The 18532-nt window shown below is 63.1% G+C and carries 17 protein-coding genes; 11 read left to right on the top strand and 6 right to left on the bottom strand.

Annotated elements, in window-relative coordinates:
• Positions 1–41 precede the first annotated feature (41 nt).
• Both ACO07C_RS00495 and ACO07C_RS00500 read left to right on the top strand, forming a co-directional pair.
• Positions 42–2468, top strand: coding sequence for a GcvT family protein (locus tag ACO07C_RS00495; RefSeq protein ID WP_421912278.1), 2427 nt, complete (start codon positions 42–44; stop codon positions 2466–2468).
• Positions 2469–2561: 93 nt separating this feature from the next.
• Positions 2562–3368, top strand: a complete 807-nt coding sequence (locus ACO07C_RS00500) for a class I SAM-dependent methyltransferase (RefSeq protein ID WP_421912279.1) — start codon at positions 2562–2564, stop codon at positions 3366–3368.
• 18 nt (positions 3369–3386) lie between these two features.
• Here the strand turns inward: ACO07C_RS00500 and ACO07C_RS00505 are convergent, their stop codons facing one another.
• Complete coding sequence (locus tag ACO07C_RS00505) at positions 3387–3779, bottom strand: DoxX family protein (RefSeq protein WP_421912280.1); 393 nt, start codon at positions 3777–3779, stop codon at positions 3387–3389.
• Between the two features lie 204 nt (positions 3780–3983).
• Here ACO07C_RS00505 and ACO07C_RS00510 point away from each other — a divergent pair, with 204 nt between their 5' ends.
• Positions 3984–4472 (top strand): hypothetical protein, encoded by a 489-nt coding sequence (locus ACO07C_RS00510; protein ID WP_421912281.1) that lies wholly within the window; start codon positions 3984–3986, stop codon positions 4470–4472.
• A 58-nt stretch (positions 4473–4530) separates the two neighbouring features.
• Here the strand turns inward: ACO07C_RS00510 and ACO07C_RS00515 are convergent, their stop codons facing one another.
• Positions 4531–5307 (bottom strand): VOC family protein, encoded by a 777-nt coding sequence (locus ACO07C_RS00515; protein ID WP_421912282.1) that lies wholly within the window; start codon positions 5305–5307, stop codon positions 4531–4533.
• A gap of 262 nt (positions 5308–5569) precedes the next feature.
• Here ACO07C_RS00515 and ACO07C_RS00520 point away from each other — a divergent pair, with 262 nt between their 5' ends.
• Genes ACO07C_RS00520 through preA form a run of 3 tightly spaced genes read left to right on the top strand, consistent with a single transcriptional unit; the run spans position 5570 to position 9096 of the window.
• Positions 5570–6925 (top strand): NAD(P)-dependent oxidoreductase, encoded by a 1356-nt coding sequence (locus tag ACO07C_RS00520; protein WP_421912283.1) that lies wholly within the window; start codon positions 5570–5572, stop codon positions 6923–6925.
• Positions 6926–6930: 5 nt separating this feature from the next.
• Positions 6931–7770, top strand: a complete 840-nt coding sequence (locus ACO07C_RS00525) for a class I SAM-dependent methyltransferase (protein WP_421912284.1) — start codon at positions 6931–6933, stop codon at positions 7768–7770.
• A 12-nt stretch (positions 7771–7782) separates the two neighbouring features.
• On the top strand, positions 7783–9096 hold the full coding sequence (gene preA / locus ACO07C_RS00530) for an NAD-dependent dihydropyrimidine dehydrogenase subunit PreA (RefSeq protein ID WP_421912285.1): 1314 nt from the start codon (positions 7783–7785) through the stop codon (positions 9094–9096).
• A gap of 478 nt (positions 9097–9574) precedes the next feature.
• On the opposite strand, the gene ACO07C_RS00535 is transcribed toward preA, so the two are convergent.
• The gene (locus ACO07C_RS00535) at positions 9575–10297 is read right to left on the bottom strand and encodes an SDR family oxidoreductase (RefSeq protein WP_421912286.1); all 723 of its coding nucleotides are present in this window, start codon (positions 10295–10297) and stop codon (positions 9575–9577) included.
• Positions 10294–11133 (bottom strand): SDR family NAD(P)-dependent oxidoreductase, encoded by an 840-nt coding sequence (locus tag ACO07C_RS00540; RefSeq protein WP_421912287.1) that lies wholly within the window; start codon positions 11131–11133, stop codon positions 10294–10296. The genes ACO07C_RS00535 and ACO07C_RS00540 overlap by 4 nt, the downstream gene beginning before the upstream one ends.
• Before the next feature lie 103 nt (positions 11134–11236).
• On the opposite strand from ACO07C_RS00540, the gene ACO07C_RS00545 reads away from it, so the two are divergent.
• The gene (locus tag ACO07C_RS00545) at positions 11237–12109 is read left to right on the top strand and encodes a helix-turn-helix transcriptional regulator (RefSeq protein ID WP_421912288.1); all 873 of its coding nucleotides are present in this window, start codon (positions 11237–11239) and stop codon (positions 12107–12109) included.
• 288 nt (positions 12110–12397) lie between these two features.
• Here the strand turns inward: ACO07C_RS00545 and ACO07C_RS00550 are convergent, their stop codons facing one another.
• Positions 12398–13033 (bottom strand): TetR family transcriptional regulator C-terminal domain-containing protein, encoded by a 636-nt coding sequence (locus ACO07C_RS00550; protein ID WP_421912289.1) that lies wholly within the window; start codon positions 13031–13033, stop codon positions 12398–12400.
• Between the two features lie 227 nt (positions 13034–13260).
• Here ACO07C_RS00550 and ACO07C_RS00555 point away from each other — a divergent pair, with 227 nt between their 5' ends.
• The 4 genes from ACO07C_RS00555 (at position 13261) to ACO07C_RS00570 (ending at position 17976) form a co-directional block, all read left to right on the top strand.
• Positions 13261–14589, top strand: coding sequence for an aspartate aminotransferase family protein (locus ACO07C_RS00555; protein WP_421912290.1), 1329 nt, complete (start codon positions 13261–13263; stop codon positions 14587–14589).
• A 76-nt stretch (positions 14590–14665) separates the two neighbouring features.
• Positions 14666–15916, top strand: coding sequence for a Zn-dependent hydrolase (locus ACO07C_RS00560; protein WP_421912291.1), 1251 nt, complete (start codon positions 14666–14668; stop codon positions 15914–15916).
• A gap of 228 nt (positions 15917–16144) precedes the next feature.
• Positions 16145–17596, top strand: coding sequence for a dihydropyrimidinase (gene hydA / locus ACO07C_RS00565; protein WP_421912292.1), 1452 nt, complete (start codon positions 16145–16147; stop codon positions 17594–17596).
• Between the two features lie 44 nt (positions 17597–17640).
• Entirely contained in the window at positions 17641–17976 is a 336-nt protein-coding gene (locus ACO07C_RS00570; protein ID WP_421912293.1) for a hypothetical protein, read from the top strand.
• Positions 17977–18005: 29 nt separating this feature from the next.
• Here ACO07C_RS00570 and ACO07C_RS00575 read toward each other — a convergent pair whose 3' ends face one another.
• Positions 18006–18410, bottom strand: coding sequence for a cupin domain-containing protein (locus ACO07C_RS00575; protein ID WP_421912294.1), 405 nt, complete (start codon positions 18408–18410; stop codon positions 18006–18008).
• Positions 18411–18532: the final 122 nt, after the last annotated feature.

Raw genomic sequence — 18532 nt, forward strand, 5'->3', positions numbered from 1 at the left:
TCCACTCCCCCATCCAACTCCTAAAGTAACGAGAAGAACTCATGAAATCGCATGCAAAGGTCGTGGTCATTGGCGGTGGCGTCGTCGGATGCTCCGTTCTGTTCCATCTCGCCCGCCACGGCTGGACCGACGTCGTGCTTCTGGAGCGCGATGAACTGACCTCGGGTTCGACCTGGCACGCCGCCGGCGGCATGCACACGATCAATGGCGACCCCAACGTCGCCAAGCTGCAGAAATACACGATCTCGCTCTACAAGGAGATCGAGGAACTGTCGGGGCAGGCGACCGGCGTGCACCTGACCGGCGGCGTACTGCTGGCGGCGACCGAGGCACGGCTCGACTGGCTGCGCGGCGTCGTCGCCAAGGGGCGTTATCTCGGCATCGATCTCGAGGAAATATCGCCCAAGGAGGCGGCGGAGCTGATGCCGCTGCTCGACCCCAAGCAGTTCGTGGGCGCCGTCAGAAACTCCGAGGACGGCCATCTCGATCCGTCCGGCGTCACCCATGCCTATGCCAAGGCCGCGCGCAAGCTGGGCGCCGAGGTGGAACGTTTCACCAAGGTCGAGGACATCGTGCGTCGCGCCGACGGCATGTGGCGCGTCATCACCAACAAGGGCGAAGTGGTGGCCGAGCATGTCGTCAATGCCGGCGGCCTTTGGGCGCGCGAGGTCGGCCGCATGGTCGGGCTGGAACTGCCTGTGCTGGCCATGGAGCACATGTACCTGATCACCGAGGACATGCCGGAGGTGGCTGCCTGGAATCAGAAAACCGGCACTGAGATCATTCACGCCGTCGATTTCGACGGCGAACTCTATCTGCGCCAGGAGCGCGGCGGCATGTTGATGGGCACCTATGAGAAGGCCAACAAGCCGTGGTCCGAATACCAGACGCCCTGGAATTTCGGCCATGAACTGCTGGAGCCCGACATCGACCGCATCGCGCCGTCGCTGGAGGTCGGCTTCCGGCATTTCCCGGCCTTTCAGAACACCGGCATCAAGCAGATCATCAACGGACCATTCACCTTCGCGCCCGACGGCAACCCGTTGGTCGGGCCGGTGCGCGGCCTGCCGGGCTTCTGGGTCGCCTGTGGCGTCATGGCCGGCTTTTCTCAGGGCGGCGGCGTCGGGCTGGCGCTGTCCAACTGGATGATCGAAGGCGATCCCGGCGCCGACATCTGGGCGATGGATGTCGCGCGCTACGGTGACTGGGCGACGATGGCCTACACCAATGCCAAGGTGCGCGAGAACTATTCGCGGCGCTTCTCGATCCGCTTCCCCAACGAGGAATTGCCGGCCGGCCGGCCGCTCAAGACGACGCCGGTCTACGATCTGTTGTCGGCCAAGGGCGCTCAGTTCGGCGTTGCCTACGGGCTCGAAGTTCCGTTGTGGTATGCGCCCGAAGGCGTCAAGGACGAGTTCTCCTGGCGGCGTTCGAGCGACTTCACGCATGTCGCCAACGAGGTGAACACGGTTCGCGACGGAGTTGGCCTGTCGGAGATTTCGAGCTTCGCCAAATACAAGGTGTCAGGCGAGGGGGCAGCCAACTGGCTCGACCGGATGCTGGCCTGCAAATTGCCCAAGCCAGGCCGCATGACGCTGGCGCCGATGCTGAAGGAAGACGGCAGGCTGATCGGCGATTTCACGCTGGCCAATCTCGGAGAAGAAGGCTGGTTCCTCGCGGGCTCCGGCATTGCCGAGCAATACCACATGCGCTGGTTCGAAAAGCATCTGCCCGGGGACGGCCACGTCCACATCGAGGTGTTGGGCACCAGGCTTACCGGCCTGTCGATCGCCGGGCCGAAGGCGCGCGATGTGCTGGCAAAGGCAACGCGCGCGGATGTGTCGAGCGCGGCATTTCCTTTCATGGCCATCGGCCGGATGGATATCGGCATGGCGCCGTGCCTTGTCGGCCGCGTCAGCTACACTGGCGATCTCGGCTACGAGATCTGGGTGACGCCGGAATATCAGCGCGCCGCGTATCAGGCTTTGATGGCGGCGGGTGCCGAATTCGGGATCGGCCTGTTCGGCTCACGGGCGCTCAACGCGCTGCGGCTTGAGAAGAATTACGGCTCATGGGGGCGCGAATACCGCCCGATCTACGGGCCGCTGGAGGCCGGGCTCGACCGCTTCGTCGCCTATGGCAAGGAGGCGGATTTCATCGGTAAGGCGGCGGCGCTCGTCGAGCGCAAGCAGGGCGGTAAGCTGCGCCTGCGCACCTTCATCGTCGATGCCGATGATGCCGATGTGATCGGCGACGAGCCGATCTGGTTTGGCGGCGCGGTACGCGGCTGGGTGACGTCGGGCGGCTACGCGCACCATTCGAAAAAGTCGGTCGCCATCGGTTATGTGCCAAAGGAGATCGCCGAGGAGACCGATGGCTTCGAGATCGAGCTGCTGGGCAAACGCCATGTCGCGCGCATGCAGGCGGCACCACTGTTCGACGCCAACTTTCAGAGGACGCGTGGCTAGTACGGCACGAGGCTGCTGGCCCACTTCGGCAGGCGACCTTTCGCTATGATGTGCGGGCGTGGCGACAGGCCGCGCAACGCTTGCAGGTCCGCCATGCCCGATGTCTACTCGCAGATCACGGCCGCTGATCCGGCGGTCGTCGCCGTGCTCGTCAACGCCATGGAAGTGCGGGCCGCCGATCCGCGCCTGAAGGCGATCCGCCGGGATTTCATCTCGAAGGTCGATTTTCCCGAGAAGGCGCGCGTGCTGGAGGTGGGCTGCGGCTCGGGGCCGGTATGCCGAGAGCTGGCGCGCTGGCCGAAGGTCGGCGAGGTCGTCGGCATAGACCCGTCACCGATATTCCTGGCCAAGGCGAGGGAACTTGGCTCCGCTATTCCTAATCTAAGGTTCGTCGAGGGCGATGCGCGCGACCTGCCGCTGGAGGACCATTCGTTCGATGTGGTCGTCTTCCATACTTGTTTGACCCATGTGCCCGGCCCTGAAAAAGCGCTGGCGGAAGCGCTACGCGTGCTGCGCCCTGGCGGCTTGCTGGCTGTCTTCGACGGGGATTACGCAACCGCGACGGTCGCCACTGGCGATCATGATCCGCTTCAGGATTGCGTCGAAGCGGCGGTGGCGGCCCTGGTGCATGACCGCTGGCTGACCCGCCGGCTGCCGCTGCTGGCGGCATCAGAAGGCTTTGTCGTAGAGAGCTTCGAAAGCTATGGCTATGCCCAGACCAGCGACGCCGACTACATGCTGACGTTGGTCGATCGGGGCGCCGACATATTGGCCGGGCAGAAGCGGTTCGATACCGTACTTGCCGACGGGTTGAAGCAAGCGGCGCGAAGGCGCGTCGAGGCCGGCGCATTCTTCGGCTTCATTGCCTTCGCCGGTCTGATTGCCCGCAAGCCGGCGTAATCCAGCGCCGAGAGGCGCCTACGAGGCGCTGCGGTTGTCCAGCGCGAAGGCGCCGGCGCCGGCGAATACCAGATAGAGGAAGATGAAGCAGAAGGAGATCGCCGCATCGCCGCTGTTGTTGACGGGGAAGAAGTCGCGCGGCATGTGCACCATGAAGTAGGCGATCGCCATTTCGCCGGCCAGGAGGAACGCGACCGGACGGGTGAACAGGCCAAGTGCCAGCAGGATGCCGCCGGCGAATTCGAGGATGCCCGCGGTCAGCGGCAGACCGCTGAGGACATGGGGCTGGGCTGCCACCGGGAAATTGAACAGTTTCTGGGAACCGTGTTCGATGAACTGCAGCGCGGTCATGATGCGCAGCACGCCGAGCGCTTGCGGCTGATATCGGGTAAGCCCTTCGAAAAGCTTCATCTAGAACTCCATTTATCCCTCCCGGCCCGGCCATAGATTATCGCCCGGCAATGGACCATTCACTTCCCCGCGGCGGGCCTTCAACAATCGGTGATTGGAATTTTCACTTCTCAGCGCTCATATAAATTCCCCCGGAGGTTGCAATATAATCTCCATGGTTGTACTGTTGTCTGGACGTTCAAAACCATATGAGCCGCCTTTGTCATGAAAAAAGTTGTCTTCAGCTTGTTCGCGATCCTTGCAGGCACCGGCTTGGCCAATGCGGCCGATGACGGCTGCGCTGCTTTCAAATGGCCGGTGACACGCGAGCAGGCACTGTTTGCCGCGGCGCCGCTTGCGCAGCCTGGCGTCTCCTTGGCTGTCGGCGAGGCCGCCGACGTGACACTGGTTCCGGTCGACACGGCCAGCTTCACCGTTCCGCCTCAGCGCGCGCCGGCAAACGGCACGTTCGGTGCGACGGCAAACGTAGACGTGCCGCCTGAGGGAGAACTGCAGATAAGCCTCTCCGGTGAGGCCTGGATCGATGTCATCCAGGACGACCATGCGACGAAGTCGGTGGGGTACAGCGCGGCAAAAACCTGTGCTGGCATTCGCAAGAGCATTCGTTTCAAGCTGTCGGCCGGTCCGGCCACCATTCAACTGAGTGGCGCGAAGGATCGGAGCATCAAGGTGGCGGTTCTGGCGCCCGAATGACCCGCTGACGTCTCATCGCGCCGTCCGGCGCGATGAGATCCGGCCGGTATGGGCCGGTTCAGCGCACGGGTGCCAGAAGCGCGAAATGCGCGCCCTGCGGGTCCTGGCACTGGACGATCCATTGCTCGCTGGGAACCGCCATCGGGCCCACCAGCACCTTGCCGCCATTGTCAGTGACACGTTTGGCCGCCGCGTCGATCCCCTTGACATTGAAATAGAATTGCCAGACGGGCACGGGGATCTGCGAAGGCTTGTTCATCATGCCGCCGCCGGATTCTGGACCTGCCGTGAAGGTCATGTAGATGCCCATCTCGCCCATGTCGAACTCGCCGGCCCTGGCCCAGCCATACTCGCTGGAATAGAAGTCGAAGGCGGCCTTCCAGTCGCTCGTATAGAGTTCGTGCCAGCCAATATGGCCGGGCGTGGTGGCAGGCACCACCGGCTGGTCCGGACCGTTGGGCTGCAGGAACATGAAGGTCGCGCCTTGCGGATCGGCCACCACGGCAAATCGGCCGACACCGGGGATCTCGTCGGGCGCGCGATGCACCGCGCCGCCGGCCTTCTTCAGCGATGCCGTCGAGGCCTCGATATCCTTGGTGTGGATGTAGCCGATCCAGGCGGGCGGCATGCCCATCTTGCTGGCATTTTCCGGCATGGTCATCAGCCCGCCGACACCGCGATCGCCGGCATTGACCACGATGTAGCGCGGCATGCCGGGCGCCTTGTCGAAAGCTTCCGCCTTCCAGCCGACGACGGCTGTGTAGAACGCCTCGGCTGCATCGAGATCTGTGGTCATCAACTCGTACCAGAAGAAGGGCATCGGGGACTTTGCCATGTCGGGCTCCTTACGTTTCCAGTTGTCGATCGGGGGGCGATCCATCCTAGGACGATCTTCGCGACGGAAATCCGACAAACGGCCGAGAAAGTATTACTCTAGGGCAGGCACAACGGCCCAAGTCAGCTTGATCCGCCTATAACATGAGTAAAAAAATCATGTTATTATCCGGACATTTCAATGGCTTATGTCGAAAATTGACCAATTGATAAAAAAATAAAACGTGCTAGCCTTCCCCAAAACAAAACATGGGGAACTGAGAATGCCAGAGGGCCAGTTCAAGGAAGGCATTGCGGGCGGACGGCTTTCGCCAGACCAGTATGCCGACAATTTTTCCGACCTGCATCCGCCGCTCGATCACCACGAGGCGCTGGTCGAGTCCGATCGTTGTTACTTCTGCTACGATGCGCCGTGCATGAATGCATGCCCGACCTCGATCGACATTCCGCTCTTCATCCGCCAGATCTCGACAGGCAATCCGATCGGTTCGGCCAAGACGATCTTCGACCAGAACATTCTTGGCGGGATGTGTGCACGCGTCTGCCCGACCGAGACGCTGTGCGAGGAAGTGTGCGTGCGCGAGGTGGCCGAGGGCAAGCCGGTGCAGATCGGCCGCCTGCAGCGCTACGCCACCGATGTCGCCATGGGCGAGAACAAACAGTTCTACAAGCGCGCCGAATCCACCGGCAAGACGATCGCCGTGGTCGGGGCGGGGCCGGCCGGCCTTGCCGCCGCGCATCGCCTGGCCCGCCACGGCCATGACGTCACCATCCTGGAAGCGCGGCCAAAGGCTGGCGGTCTCAACGAATATGGCATCGCCGCCTACAAGAGCGTCGACAATTTCGCCCAGGCCGAAGTCGACTACGTGACGGCCATCGGCGGCATCGACATCCAGAACGGCAAGGCGCTCGGCCGCGACTACCAACTGTCGGACCTGATCCGCAATTATGACGCCGTGTTTCTCGGCATGGGGCTTGGTGGCGTCAACGCGCTGCGCGCCGATGGCGAAGATGCCGACGGCGTCACCAACGCGGTGGAGTTCATTGCCGAACTGCGCCAGGCCAGCGATCTTTCCGGCTTGCCAGTCGGGCGCCGCGTCGTCGTCATCGGCGGCGGCATGACGGCGATCGACGCGGCCGTGCAGTCGAAGCTGCTCGGCGCCGAGGAGGTGACGATCTGCTACCGTCGCGGGCAGGAACACATGAACGCTTCCGGGTTCGAGCAGGATCTGGCCTCCGCCAACGGCGTCACCATCCGCCACTGGCTGCAGCCGAAGCGCGTGGTCGCCGACGGTGGCAAGGTCAGTGCAATCGAGCTCGAATATACCGCGCTGACCGACGACAGGCTGGCCGGCACCGGCGAGACTCTGACGCTCGTCGCCGACCAGGTGTTCAAGGCGATCGGCCAGAGTTTTGTCCCGGCCGCGCTCAACGGCAGCGGCGCATCGATCGAACTTGAAGCCGGCCGCATCAAGGTCGACGCGGAAGGGCGCACATCGCTGGCCAAGGTCTGGGCCGGCGGCGACTGCATTTTTGGTGGCGACGACCTGACGGTTTCGGCCGTTGCGCAGGGGCGCGACGCCGCGGAGAGCATCCACAGGAGTCTGATGCAGGGATAGGGACAATGTCCACGGTGGAACCGGGCATCGCCCGTCACTACGAGATATCGGACCTCGAGCAGCGAATCCTTTCCGCGCTTGCCGAAAGGGGGGTGGACGTTGCGAATCTGCGTGCCAGCGATCTCGAAGCCGTCGACGAATTCCACATTGGCGGTGTGGTCGCTACGAGGGAACTCGTCAATCAGATGGGGCTCAGGCCAGGGTCCAGTCTGCTCGACATAGGGTCGGGCGTCGGCGGCCCGGCGCGATTTGTCGCCTCGACCGGCGATGTCGACGTCACCGGCATCGACCTGACGCAAAGCTATGTCGACATCGCGACCAGCCTGTCGAACCGAACCGGGATGGCCGGCACCACGCACTTCTTGCAAGGCAGCGCGCTGGACATGCCGTTCGACAACGCAAGCTTCGACGCGGCCATGATCCTGCATGTCGGCATGAACCTTCCCGACAAGGCGAAGTTGATGAGCGAGGCGGCGCGCGTGCTCAAGCTGGGCGGCATGTTTGCCGTCTACGATGTGATGCGCCTGAAAGACGGGCCGCTGACCTATCCGCTGCCATGGGCATCGGACGAGAGCATGTCGTTCGTGTCGACGCCGGACGACTATCGTTCGGCCGCTGCGGCAGCAGGATTTTCGGTCATCCAGGAACGCCCCCGTGGTGCCTTCGCCGTTGAATTCTTTGCCTCGGTCCGCGCAGGCATGGCCGCCGCGCAGGCAGAGGGCAGGACACCGCCGAATGTCGGGCTCATCATGGGCGCGAACGCTCGCACAAAGATCGCCAATCTCACCGCCGCGCTTGAAGGCGGCATTCTTGCACCCGTCGAATTGCTCCTTCGTCTCGGCTGAAAGGGACCTGTCATGGCTGACATCCGCAATAATTTCGTCGGCATCAAATCGCCAAATCCGTTCTGGCTGGCCTCGGCGCCGCCGACGGACAAGGCCTACAACGTCATCCGCGCCTTCAAGGCAGGGTGGGGCGGTGTCGTCTGGAAGACGCTGGGCGAGGAAGGCCCGCCGGTGGTCAACGTCAACGGCCCGCGCTACGGCGCGATCTGGGGGGCGGACCGGCGCCTGCTCGGTCTCAACAACATCGAACTGATCACCGACCGCGACCTGCAGACCAACTTGCGTGAGATGAAGCAGGTCAAGATGGATTGGCCCGACCGTGCGCTGATCGCCTCGATCATGGTGCCTTGCGAAGAAGCAAGCTGGAAAGCCATCCTGCCGCTGGTCGAGGAAACCGGTGCCGACGGCATCGAGCTCAATTTCGGCTGCCCGCACGGCATGTCGGAGCGTGGGATGGGCGCGGCCGTCGGCCAGGTGCCGGAATATATCGAAATGGTGGTGCGCTGGTGCAAGCAGTACACCCGCATGCCCGTCATCACCAAGCTCACGCCCAACATCACCGACATCCGCAAGCCGGCGCGGGCGGCGCATGCCGGGGGCACGGACGCGGTGTCGCTGATCAACACCATCAACTCGATCACCGGCGTCGATCTCGACAGTTTCGCACCGATGCCGACCATTGACGGCAAGGGTTCGCATGGCGGTTATTGCGGCCCGGCGGTGAAACCGATCGCCATGAACATGGTGGCCGAGATTGCTCGTGATCCCGAGACGCACGGCCTGCCGATCTCAGGCATTGGCGGTATCACGACCTGGCGCGACGCGGCCGAATTCCTGGCGCTTGGCGCCGGCAACGTGCAGGTCTGCACCGCGGCCATGACCTATGGCTTCAAGATCGTGCAGGAGATGATCGCGGGCCTCGAAAACTGGATGGACGAGAAGGGGCATGCCTCGCTCGACGACATCATCGGGCGCGCCACGCCAAACGTCACCGACTGGCAGTATCTCAACCTCAACTATATCGCCAAGGCGCGTATCGACCAGGATGCCTGCATCAAATGCGGCCGCTGCCATATCGCCTGCGAGGACACTTCGCACCAGGCGATCACCGCAATCGTCAACGGCGTCAGGCATTTCGAGGTGATCGAGGCCGAATGCGTCGGCTGCAATCTGTGCGTCAATGTCTGCCCGGTCGAGAACTGCATCACCATGGAACCGCTGGCGGCGGGCGCAATGGACGAGCGCACCGGCAAGCCGGTGTCGCCAATCTACGCCAACTGGACGACGCACCCGAACAACCCGATGGCCAAGGTGGCGGCGGAGTAGGCTGCCTTAGCAGAATTTGGGTTCCTCGCCCCACCTAGTGGAGAGAGGTGGCCCAGCGAAGCCGGGGCGGAGAGGGGCCTTCTGGACGACTGGGAGTTTGCCCAGCCGCCTGATCGCTAGTTCTATCTTGCTCGCGTCTCATTCTTCACCGTTTTTGACCTTGTAGCGGTCTTCCCCTCTCCGTCCCGGCTTCGCCGGGCCACCTCTCCCCCGCTTTGCGGGGGGCGAGGAACCCAGGTCCGGTCAAGCCATGGCGAACATGTGAAATTCGCACTTTCCTATTGCGGATAAAAAGTATCCACGATCAGAAGTATCCATGAATAGGATCGACAGCCGGTCCCTGGGTGTTTCGCGCGAAAAACATCTTGCTACTTTTTGTCTTGGTATCCGTTGGTGCCGGGATAATGGCGAGCCAGTAATTTAACTTGGTAGTGGCCGCAACGGCCGGCGGCGGCCGAAGCCGCCGCAATATCGTTTGTCACGCCGCGAACCGCAGGCCGCCATCGCAAGTCAGCACCTGTCCGGTGACGAAGCCGTTTGAGACAAGGAAGGCGATCGCGCCGGCGACATCCTCGGCGCGACCGACACGGCCAACCGGCGTCTTGCCGGCATATTCGGCGAATATCGCCTGCCTCTTTGCGTCCGGCAGAAAATCCCACCACGGCGTGTCGATGACGCCGGGCGCCACGACATTGACGCGCAGGGGCTTGAGTTCCACGGCAAGGATGGGCACGACCGTCAACAGCATGCCGTTGATGGCACCGATGCCGGCGACGCCGGGCATCGCGACCTGAGCCGAAACCGCCGATATGAAGGTCACCGATCCCGATTTGCTGAGCGTTGGCAGGGCTGCCTGCAGGCACGACAGTTGCGGCCGCACCTTTTCGTCGACACCGTTCGCAATGTCGGCAAGGTCAAGGGTCTGGAACGGGCCAAGGCCCTTGCCACCGCTGGCGGCCAGGACGAGGTGATCGAACGGGCCGAGATCGCCGAAGAACCGGCTGACCTCCTCCGGCTTCGAAGCATCGAAGGCCGCCTTCTCGGCAGCGCCGCCAAGGCTTTTCCATGCGCCCTTCAGTTTCTCTTCGTTACGCCCGGTGATCGTCACCTTCATGCCCGGGCCAAGTAGTTTTCGCGCTGTCGCCAGACCGATGCCGGATGAGCCGCCGATGATGACGGTGTGTTGAGTTTTCTCGGTCATGACTGGTGTTCCTTCGTTGCCGCGGATGCAAGCCCGACAAGGTCGAGGCTCAATGTTCGCAATTGCTGTCTTGCCTTGGCGTCATAGGCCTGGGCGTCGGCGCGCGATTCCCGCAGACCGTCGAAATAGAGCCCGCTTCGGCCTTCGAGCGCGGGTGAGGTGGCGAGATTGACGATGGCGTCGGCGCCGGTCTCGACCGAGTTCCACGGCGTGACGCCGGCCTGCCGAACCATGGTGGTGTTCATGTAGCTGGCCGGGTGCAGGGCGTTGACGGTGACGCCGCTGCCTTTCATCTGCCCGGCCAGATCGACGGTGAACAGGATTTGCGCCAGCTTGCTCTGGCAATAGGCGCGCACGCCGTCATAGGAGCGGGTCAGCATGACATCGCTAAAGTCGATCGTCTGTTGGCCGGCCGAGGCGACATTGACGATGCGAGCCGGCGCGCTGGCCTTGAGCAATGGCAGAAGCTCGGTGGTCAGCAGGAAGCCGGCGAGATAATTGACCGCGAAGCGCAGTTCATAACCGTCGACGCTGACCTGTCTTTTGGCGCCGGCGGTGCCGATGCCGGCATTGTTGATGAGGACGTCGAGCCGGCCGGTCTTGGCGCGCACGGCCTCGGCGAGACGGCGAACTTCCGCCAGCGACGCGAGGTCGGCGACGAGGAGTTCGGCCTTGCCGCCGGCGGCCTCGATCTCGGTGACCGTCGCCTTGCCACGCGCCGCATCGCGGCCATGCACCAGCACACGGGCGCCGGCGGCGCCCAACCTTTGCGCGACCACGCGGCCGACGCCGTCGGTCGACCCGGTGATGAGAATTGTCTTGTCTTTCAGATCCATGTCCGGAGCCTCCATTCTTGTGCTCTGGACGGAAGATGGGATAGCCGGAGCGGACCAAACAGTTCAAACTTTATCCTGGTATCAATACTGCTATAATGGGCGGATGGACGGTCCCTCACATTCCGCTGAAGACAGCCGCCGGCGCGAACTCGGCGCCTTCCTGCGCTCGCGCCGGGAAAGGCTGACGCCGTCCGCGACTGGCCTAGCGGCTGGCCTCAGACGTCGTACGCCGGGCTTGCGTCGCGAAGAGGTGGCGATGATCGCCGGGGTCGGCACGACCTGGTATACCTGGCTCGAGCAGGGCAGGGACGTGCGACCCTCCGTCGAAGTGCTGACGGCGCTGTGCCAGGCGCTGCGCCTCGACGCCGCGGAGAAGCGGCATCTGTTCACGCTGGCCGGCCGCCAGCAGCCCGAGCGGCGGCGCATTGCGCCGGCGAAGGTCGAAGGCCCCTTGCTGCACATGCTGCAGAGCCTTGTCCTGCAGCCAGCCTATGTCGTCGGCCCGCGCTGGGACGTACTGGCCTGGAATGCGGGGGCCGTTGCCATTTTCGGCGACTACGGCCTGCTGGAGGGCGACGCCCGCAACATCATCCATGGCGTGTTCACCGATCCGCACCGACGACATCTGCTGGTCGACTGGGAAGAACTGGCGCGCGCATCGCTTGCCGCGTTCCGCGCCGAAAGCGCGAAGTACATCGGCGATCCGGATTTCGAGCGGCTGATCGCGCTGATGATGCGCTCAAGTCCCGAGTTCCGTGAATGGTGGCCTCAGCGCGACGTGGTGCACCGCCTGTCCGGTGTGAAGCATGTCCGGCACCCGACCGCCGGCGCGATGGCGTTCGAGCATATGAGCCTTTCGATCGATGACGGCTCCGACATGAGGCTGATCGTCTACACGCCGCTCGCCGAACAGAACTCGATCGCCAAGCTGCGGAAGCTGCTGGACGAACTTCCGGCCGAGCGGCGCAGCGCGTGACGTTGGCTAGCGGCACCCCTCAGCTTCGTCATCCACGGGCGGAGCGGGAGCGAAGCGGACGCGGAGACCCGGGGATCCATGCCGTTACCTTGGCCGTAGAGCGCAGCGGAGCAGAATTCTGGACCGTTGTGGCCCGTTGAAGTCGCGGCATGGATTCTAGGGTCTGCGCCGCGTCGCTTCGCTCCTTGCTACGCCCTAGAATGACGAAACCAATGTGTGCTTCTGCCAATCTCCACTGTCTGAGAGAGCCCGACGACCGGCAAGTTGGCCCCAGACCTGATCCCGCTGTTAGCCCTTCGGCTTCAATCCGTCGATGAACAATTGCTCCAGGAACCTTGCAGCGTCTTCAAAACGGCCGTCGCCGCCACGATCGGCGCCCAGCACCGCGCGGACCTGCACATCGAAATCGGCATAGTGCTGGGTCGTTGCCCAGATCGAGAAGATCAGGTGCCATGGGTCGGTCTTGGCGATCTTGCCGGCGCGCATCCAGCCCTTGATGACCGTCGCCTTCTCGTCGACCAGTGTCTTCAACTCGCCGGCCAGCAGCGGCATGATGCGCGGCGCGCCCTGCAGGATCTCGTTGGCGAACAGCCGGCTCTCGCGTGGGAAGTCCCGCGCCATTTCAAGCTTGCGCCTGATGTAGCTGCGCAATTCGGTCAGGGGATCACCGATATCGTCGAGTTCGCGCAGCGGCGCCAGCCAGGTATCGAGCAGCCGCTGCATCAGGGTCTCATGGATGTCTTCCTTGCGGCGGAAATAGTAGAGCAGGTTCGGCTTCGACATGCCGGCGGCTTCGGCGATCTGGTCGATGGTCGAGCCGCGAAAGCCGTTGGTGGAGAAAACCTCGAGCGCCGCCTCGAGAATGAGCTCGCGCTTTTCCATCTGGATGCGGGTGCGGCGAGGGGCTTCCGTACTGGTCGTCACCGTTGCAAGCCCTCGCTTTGACTGTCGTCTGGACCAATTCTCTGGACCAGTTTTTCTCCGGCCTGTGGAGCGCGCTTCCAATGCCGCATTTCCGCTAGTAATCCCTTGACCGCCAACATGGCGGTGCTAACGTTTGTCCAACCGGTCAAAAATTTGCGTAACACGAAAACGCAACAAAGACCAAGCGTTGGCCGCACCGAAACAGGTTACAAGGGGAAGTCTTGGTCATGTCCAACCGGCTGAAAGTCACGCCGAACGATCTTAGTGCATTCTGGATGCCGTTCACGGCGAACCGGCAGTTCAAGCAGGCGCCGCGCATGATGGTGTCCGCCAAGGACATGCATTACACGACGAGCGACGGCCGCAAGGTTCTCGACGGCACCGCTGGCCTGTGGTGCGTCAATGCCGGCCACTGCCGGCCGAAGATCACCGAGGCAATCCAGCACCAGGCCGCCGAACTCGACTATGCGCCGGCCTTCCAGATGGGGCACCCCATCGTGTTCGAACTGGCCAACCGCCTGGTCGACCTAGCGCCGAAGGGCATGGATCACGTCTTCTTTACCAACTCCGGTTCGGAGTCGGTGGAAACCGCGCTGAAGATGGCGATCGCCTATCATCGCGTGAGGGGCGAGGGCGCGCGCACCCGCCTGATCGGTCGCGAGCGTGGCTACCACGGCGTCAATTTCGGCGGCATCTCGGTCGGCGGCATCGTCAGCAACCGCAAGATGTTCGGCACGCTGCTCGGCGGCGTCGACCACATGCCGCACACGCATCTGCCGGAAAAGAACGCCTTCTCGAAGGGCGTGCCGGAATATGGCGCGGAACTGGCCAACGAGCTGGAGCGCATCGTCACCCTGCATGACGCCTCGACCATCGCCGCCGTTATCGTCGAGCCGGTCGCCGGTTCCACCGGCGTCATCCTGCCGCCGAAGGGCTATCTGCAGAAGCTTCGCGAAATCTGTACCAAGCACGGCATCCTACTGATCTTCGATGAGGTCATCACCGGTTTCGGCCGTCTTGGCACGCCGTTCGCCGCCGACTATTTCGGCGTCACGCCCGACATCATGACCACCGCCAAGGGCGTTTCCAACGGCGTCATCCCGATGGGCGCGGTGTTCGTAAAGAAGGAAATCCACGACGCCTTCATGACCGGCCCCGAGCACATGATCGAGTTCTTCCATGGCTACACCTATTCGGGCAACCCGATCGCCTGCGCAGCCGCACTCGGCACGCTCGACACCTACAAGGAAGAGGGCCTGCTGACCCGCGGCGAGGAACTGGGCCCGTATTGGGAAGACGCGCTGCATTCGCTGAAGGGCGAGCCGCATGTCATCGATATCCGCAACATCGGCCTGATCGGCGCGATCGAACTGGCGCCCATCCCAGGCGAGCCGACCAAGCGGGCCTTCTCGGCCTTCCTCAAGGCGTTCGAGCGCGGCGCGCTGATCCGCACCACCGGCGACATCATCGCCCTGTCGCCGCCGCTGATCATCACCAAGGGCCAGATCAACGAATTGATCGACCATGTGCGCGATGTGCTGAGGTCGATCGATTGACAAGCTGGGCGCGGATATCCGTCCCCCTCGAGGGGAGGGGGATGCCGGCGCCCCGCAATCGATGAGGTTTTAGAGCATGGCCGCACCCGGCGAGAATCTGCGAATCAATTCAGACCGTTTGTGGGATTCGCTGATGGAGATGGCGAAGATCGGCCCTGGCATTGCCGGTGGCAACAACCGCCAGACCGTGACCGACGAGGATGGCGAGGGCCGGCATCTGTTCAAGCGCTGGTGCGAGGCAGCCGGGCTCGAAATGGGCCTCGACGAAATGGGCACCATGTTTGCTCGCCGCGAAGGCACCGATCCCAGCCTGCCTCCGGTCTATGTCGGCAGCCATCTCGACACGCAGCCGACCGGCGGCAAGTATGACGGTGTGCTCGGCGTGCTTGGCGGGCTCGAAGTGGTGCGCTCGCTCAACGACCTCGGCATCAAGACCAGGCATCCGATCGTCGTCACCAACTGGACCAACGAGGAAGGCTCGCGCTTTGCCCCGGCGATGATGGCGTCCGGAGTGTTCGCCGGCGTGCTCGACCAGGCCGACGTCTATGAGCATACCGACAAGCAGGGCAAGAAATTCGGCGAGGAGCTGGAGCGCATCGGCTGGAAGGGCACCGAGAAGGTCGGGGACCGAAAGATCCACGCTTTCTTCGAACTGCATATCGAGCAGGGGCCAATCCTCGAGGATGAAGACATCGACATCGGTGTCGTCACCCACGGCCAGGGCCTGAAATGGCTGCAGGTAACACTCACCGGCAAGGAGGCGCATACCGGCTCGACGCCAATGCCCAAGCGCCGCAATGCCGGGCTTGGCATGGCCCGGGTAATCGAGCTGGTGCACGAGATAGCCATGGACTACCAGCCCGACGCCGTCGGCGCGGTCGGCCATATGGAAGTCTATCCGAACTCGCGCAATATCATCGCCGGGCGCACCGTCTTCACCATCGACATCCGCTCTCCGGAGAAGGAAGTATTGGATGCGATGGACGGACGCATTCGGGAAGGCATCGACACGATCTGCGATGCGCTCGACATCACGTATGAGATCGAGCAGGTCGGCGCCTTCGATCCGGTTACCTTCGACAAGGGCTGCGTCAAGGCGATCCGCGATGCCGCCGAAAGGCTCGGCTACTCGCACCGCAACATCGTCTCCGGCGCCGGCCATGACGCCTGTTGGATCAACCGTGTCGCGCCGACCGCCATGGTGATGTGCCCCTGCGTCGACGGGCTGAGCCACAACGAGGCCGAGGAGATCACCAAGGAGTGGGCCTCGGCGGGTGCCGACGTACTGTTCCACGCGGTGGTGGAGACGGCGGGGATCGTGGAGTGAGGGTCGTCTGCCAGAGCACCGGACAAATGGCTGTCCCGGTCGACGGCCTCTACCAATGCTTCCCAAAGAGCGAGAACAATCGCGGCAAAGCCGTTCGATTTGCCACCATCGAGAAAGCCGCGGCGTTTCTTTGCGAGAACGTGGATTGGGGAATCTACATGAACCCGGGCGGCGCCCTGGTTTACCGGGACATAGTGATCGAGCGGGACCAATAATCGGGAGATAGCAATGTCGAAAGTCATCAAGAACGGCACCGTCGTCACCGCCGACCGCACATGGAAGGCGGATGTGTTGATGCAGCACGGCAAGATCGTCGCCATAGGCCCGGACCTGCATGGCGACCATGAGTTCGACGCCACTGGCTGCTACGTGATGCCCGGCGGCATTGATCCGCACACCCATCTCGAAATGCCGTTCATGGGCACCTATTCAGCCGATGATTTCGAGTCCGGCACCCGCGCCGCCCTTGCCGGCGGCACCACCATGGTGGTCGATTTCTGCCTGCCTGCGCCGCAGCAGTCGCTGCTTGAAGCCTTGCGGATGTGGGACAACAAGACCTCGAAGGCCGCCTGCGACTACTCCTTCCACATGGCGATTACCTGGTGGGGCAAGCAGGTGTTCGACGAGATGGCCACTGTCGTTGACAAGGGCATCACCTCGTTCAAGCATTTCATGGCCTACAAGGGCGCGTTGATGGTGGATGACGACGAGATGTACGCGTCGTTCCAGCGCTGCGCCGACCTTGGCGCGCTGCCGCTGGTACATGCCGAGAATGGCGACGTGGTCGCGGCCCTGTCGCAGAAGCTTCTGGCCGCCGGCAACAATGGCCCCGAGGGTCACGCCTATTCGCGGCCGCCGGAAGTGGAGGGCGAGGCGACCAACCGCGCCATCATGATCGCCGACATGGCCGGCGTGCCGCTCTATGTCGTGCATGTCTCCTGCGAGCAGGCGCACGAAGCCATCCGCCGTGCGCGCCAGAAGGGCATGCGCGTGTTCGGCGAGCCGCTGGTGCAGCACCTGACGCTCGATGAGAGCGAGTATTTCAACAAGGATTGGGACCACGCCGCGCGCCGCGTGATGAGCCCGCCCTTTCGCAACAAATTGCACCAGGATTCGCTGTGGGCCGGCCTGCAGGCCGGATCGCTGCAGGTTGTCGCGACCGACCACTGCGCTTTCACCACCAAGCAGAAGCGCTTTGGCGTCGGTGATTTCACCAAGATTCCCAATGGCACCGGCGGGCTCGAGGACCGCATGCCGGTGCTGTGGACCAAGGGTGTCAACACCGGGCGTCTGACGATGAACGAGTTCGTCGCGGTGACCTCCACCAACATCGCCAAGATCCTCAACATGTACCCGAAGAAGGGCGCCATCGTCGAAGGCGCGGATGCCGACATCATCGTCTGGGATCCGAAGCGCAAGAAGACGATTTCGGCCAAGAAGCAGCAATCGGTGATCGACTACAATGTGTTCGAGGGTGTGGAGGTGACCGGCCTGCCGCGCTTCGTATTCTCGCGCGGCGAACTGTCGATCCAGGAGGCCGAGGTCAAGGCCAAGCCCGGCCATGGCGAATTCGTCGGCCGCGAGCCGAACGCGGCGGTCAACCGGGCGCTGTCGACCTGGAAGGAGATCACCGCGCCGCGCAAGGTGGAGCGGACGGGCATTCCGGCGACGGGGGTCTGAGGGTGCGGCGCGCGGGGCTTCTCTTCACGAGTATTCTGATCCTTGTGGCCGGCCACGCGTTCGCCGCCGGCATCGACCTCAGCAAGCCCTATGGCGACAAGTATGGCTGCATCAACAGGAACGGCCAGGAAATCGCCGCCGATGAGATGCTGCTGGTGACCGACAAGGAGCTGATCACCGCCGCGAGCGCTTGCACGTTCACCGACAAGAAGGCGCAGGCGGATGGTTCCCTGGTGGTGAAGGCGGAATGCCAGGCGGAGGGCGAAGACGGCCAGCCGGCCACCCAGTTCATCATCAAGAAGAGTACCAAGAACGCCGGCAAGCTCGTGGTCGTCGACGAGGACGGCAATGTGATGGGCGAAGTCTCCCGGTGCCGGTGACGGAGAGCCTCTGCCCATCCCCGCAAGGTTCATGCAACCAGGGCATCGAGCTCCGGCAGCAGGACGACGCTTTCCTGTTCATTGGGATCCGTGCGGGCAATGACCGCCGAAGAGGGGGCGCCGCTCAAATTGGCGGGCAGATGCGGTACGCCGGCGGGGATGTAGAAAAGGTCGCCGGCCTTGACGATGATATGATGCTCCAGCCGGTCGCCATACCAGGTGTGGACTTCGCCGGCGAGCACGTAGATCGCCGTCTCATGGCTCTCATGCATGTGCGCCTTGGCGCGGGCGCCGGGCGGCATGGTGAGCACATGCATGCAGATGCCGGACGCGCCGACGGTTTCGGCGGCGATGCCGGCGAAATAGGTCAAACCCTGCTTGCCTTCATAAGTGCTTTCAGGGCGGATAAGATGACAAGTCGGTTTAGGCGACATCGGGGAAACTCCGGGCGTCGATCGAGTGGAACAAGGCCAATGGGACGGGGCGAGTGGAAAACAACATCGCGATAAAAGCAATCGGTTTCCAGCCGGCGCGGCTGTGGCTGGAACAGGCAGGC

Source organism: Mesorhizobium sp., from assembly GCF_965229135.1.
Classification (GTDB): Bacteria; Pseudomonadota; Alphaproteobacteria; order Rhizobiales; family Rhizobiaceae; genus Mesorhizobium.

What these genes read in the sequence shown, in the direction of transcription:
- ACO07C_RS00495 (WP_421912278.1), top strand. Translation starts at nt 42, where the DNA reads ATGAAATCGCATGCAAAGGTCGTGGTCATTGGCGGTGGCGTCGTCGGA.
- ACO07C_RS00500 (WP_421912279.1), top strand. Translation starts at nt 2,562, where the DNA reads ATGCCCGATGTCTACTCGCAGATCACGGCCGCTGATCCGGCGGTCGTC.
- ACO07C_RS00505 (WP_421912280.1), bottom strand. Translation starts at nt 3,779, where the DNA reads ATGAAGCTTTTCGAAGGGCTTACCCGATATCAGCCGCAAGCGCTCGGC.
- ACO07C_RS00510 (WP_421912281.1), top strand. Translation starts at nt 3,984, where the DNA reads ATGAAAAAAGTTGTCTTCAGCTTGTTCGCGATCCTTGCAGGCACCGGC.
- ACO07C_RS00515 (WP_421912282.1), bottom strand. Translation starts at nt 5,307, where the DNA reads ATGGCAAAGTCCCCGATGCCCTTCTTCTGGTACGAGTTGATGACCACA.
- ACO07C_RS00520 (WP_421912283.1), top strand. Translation starts at nt 5,570, where the DNA reads ATGCCAGAGGGCCAGTTCAAGGAAGGCATTGCGGGCGGACGGCTTTCG.
- ACO07C_RS00525 (WP_421912284.1), top strand. Translation starts at nt 6,931, where the DNA reads ATGTCCACGGTGGAACCGGGCATCGCCCGTCACTACGAGATATCGGAC.
- preA (WP_421912285.1), top strand. Translation starts at nt 7,783, where the DNA reads ATGGCTGACATCCGCAATAATTTCGTCGGCATCAAATCGCCAAATCCG.
- ACO07C_RS00535 (WP_421912286.1), bottom strand. Translation starts at nt 10,297, where the DNA reads ATGACCGAGAAAACTCAACACACCGTCATCATCGGCGGCTCATCCGGC.
- ACO07C_RS00540 (WP_421912287.1), bottom strand. Translation starts at nt 11,133, where the DNA reads ATGGATCTGAAAGACAAGACAATTCTCATCACCGGGTCGACCGACGGC.
- ACO07C_RS00545 (WP_421912288.1), top strand. Translation starts at nt 11,237, where the DNA reads ATGGACGGTCCCTCACATTCCGCTGAAGACAGCCGCCGGCGCGAACTC.
- ACO07C_RS00555 (WP_421912290.1), top strand. Translation starts at nt 13,261, where the DNA reads ATGTCCAACCGGCTGAAAGTCACGCCGAACGATCTTAGTGCATTCTGG.
- ACO07C_RS00560 (WP_421912291.1), top strand. Translation starts at nt 14,666, where the DNA reads ATGGCCGCACCCGGCGAGAATCTGCGAATCAATTCAGACCGTTTGTGG.
- hydA (WP_421912292.1), top strand. Translation starts at nt 16,145, where the DNA reads ATGTCGAAAGTCATCAAGAACGGCACCGTCGTCACCGCCGACCGCACA.
- ACO07C_RS00575 (WP_421912294.1), bottom strand. Translation starts at nt 18,410, where the DNA reads ATGTCGCCTAAACCGACTTGTCATCTTATCCGCCCTGAAAGCACTTAT.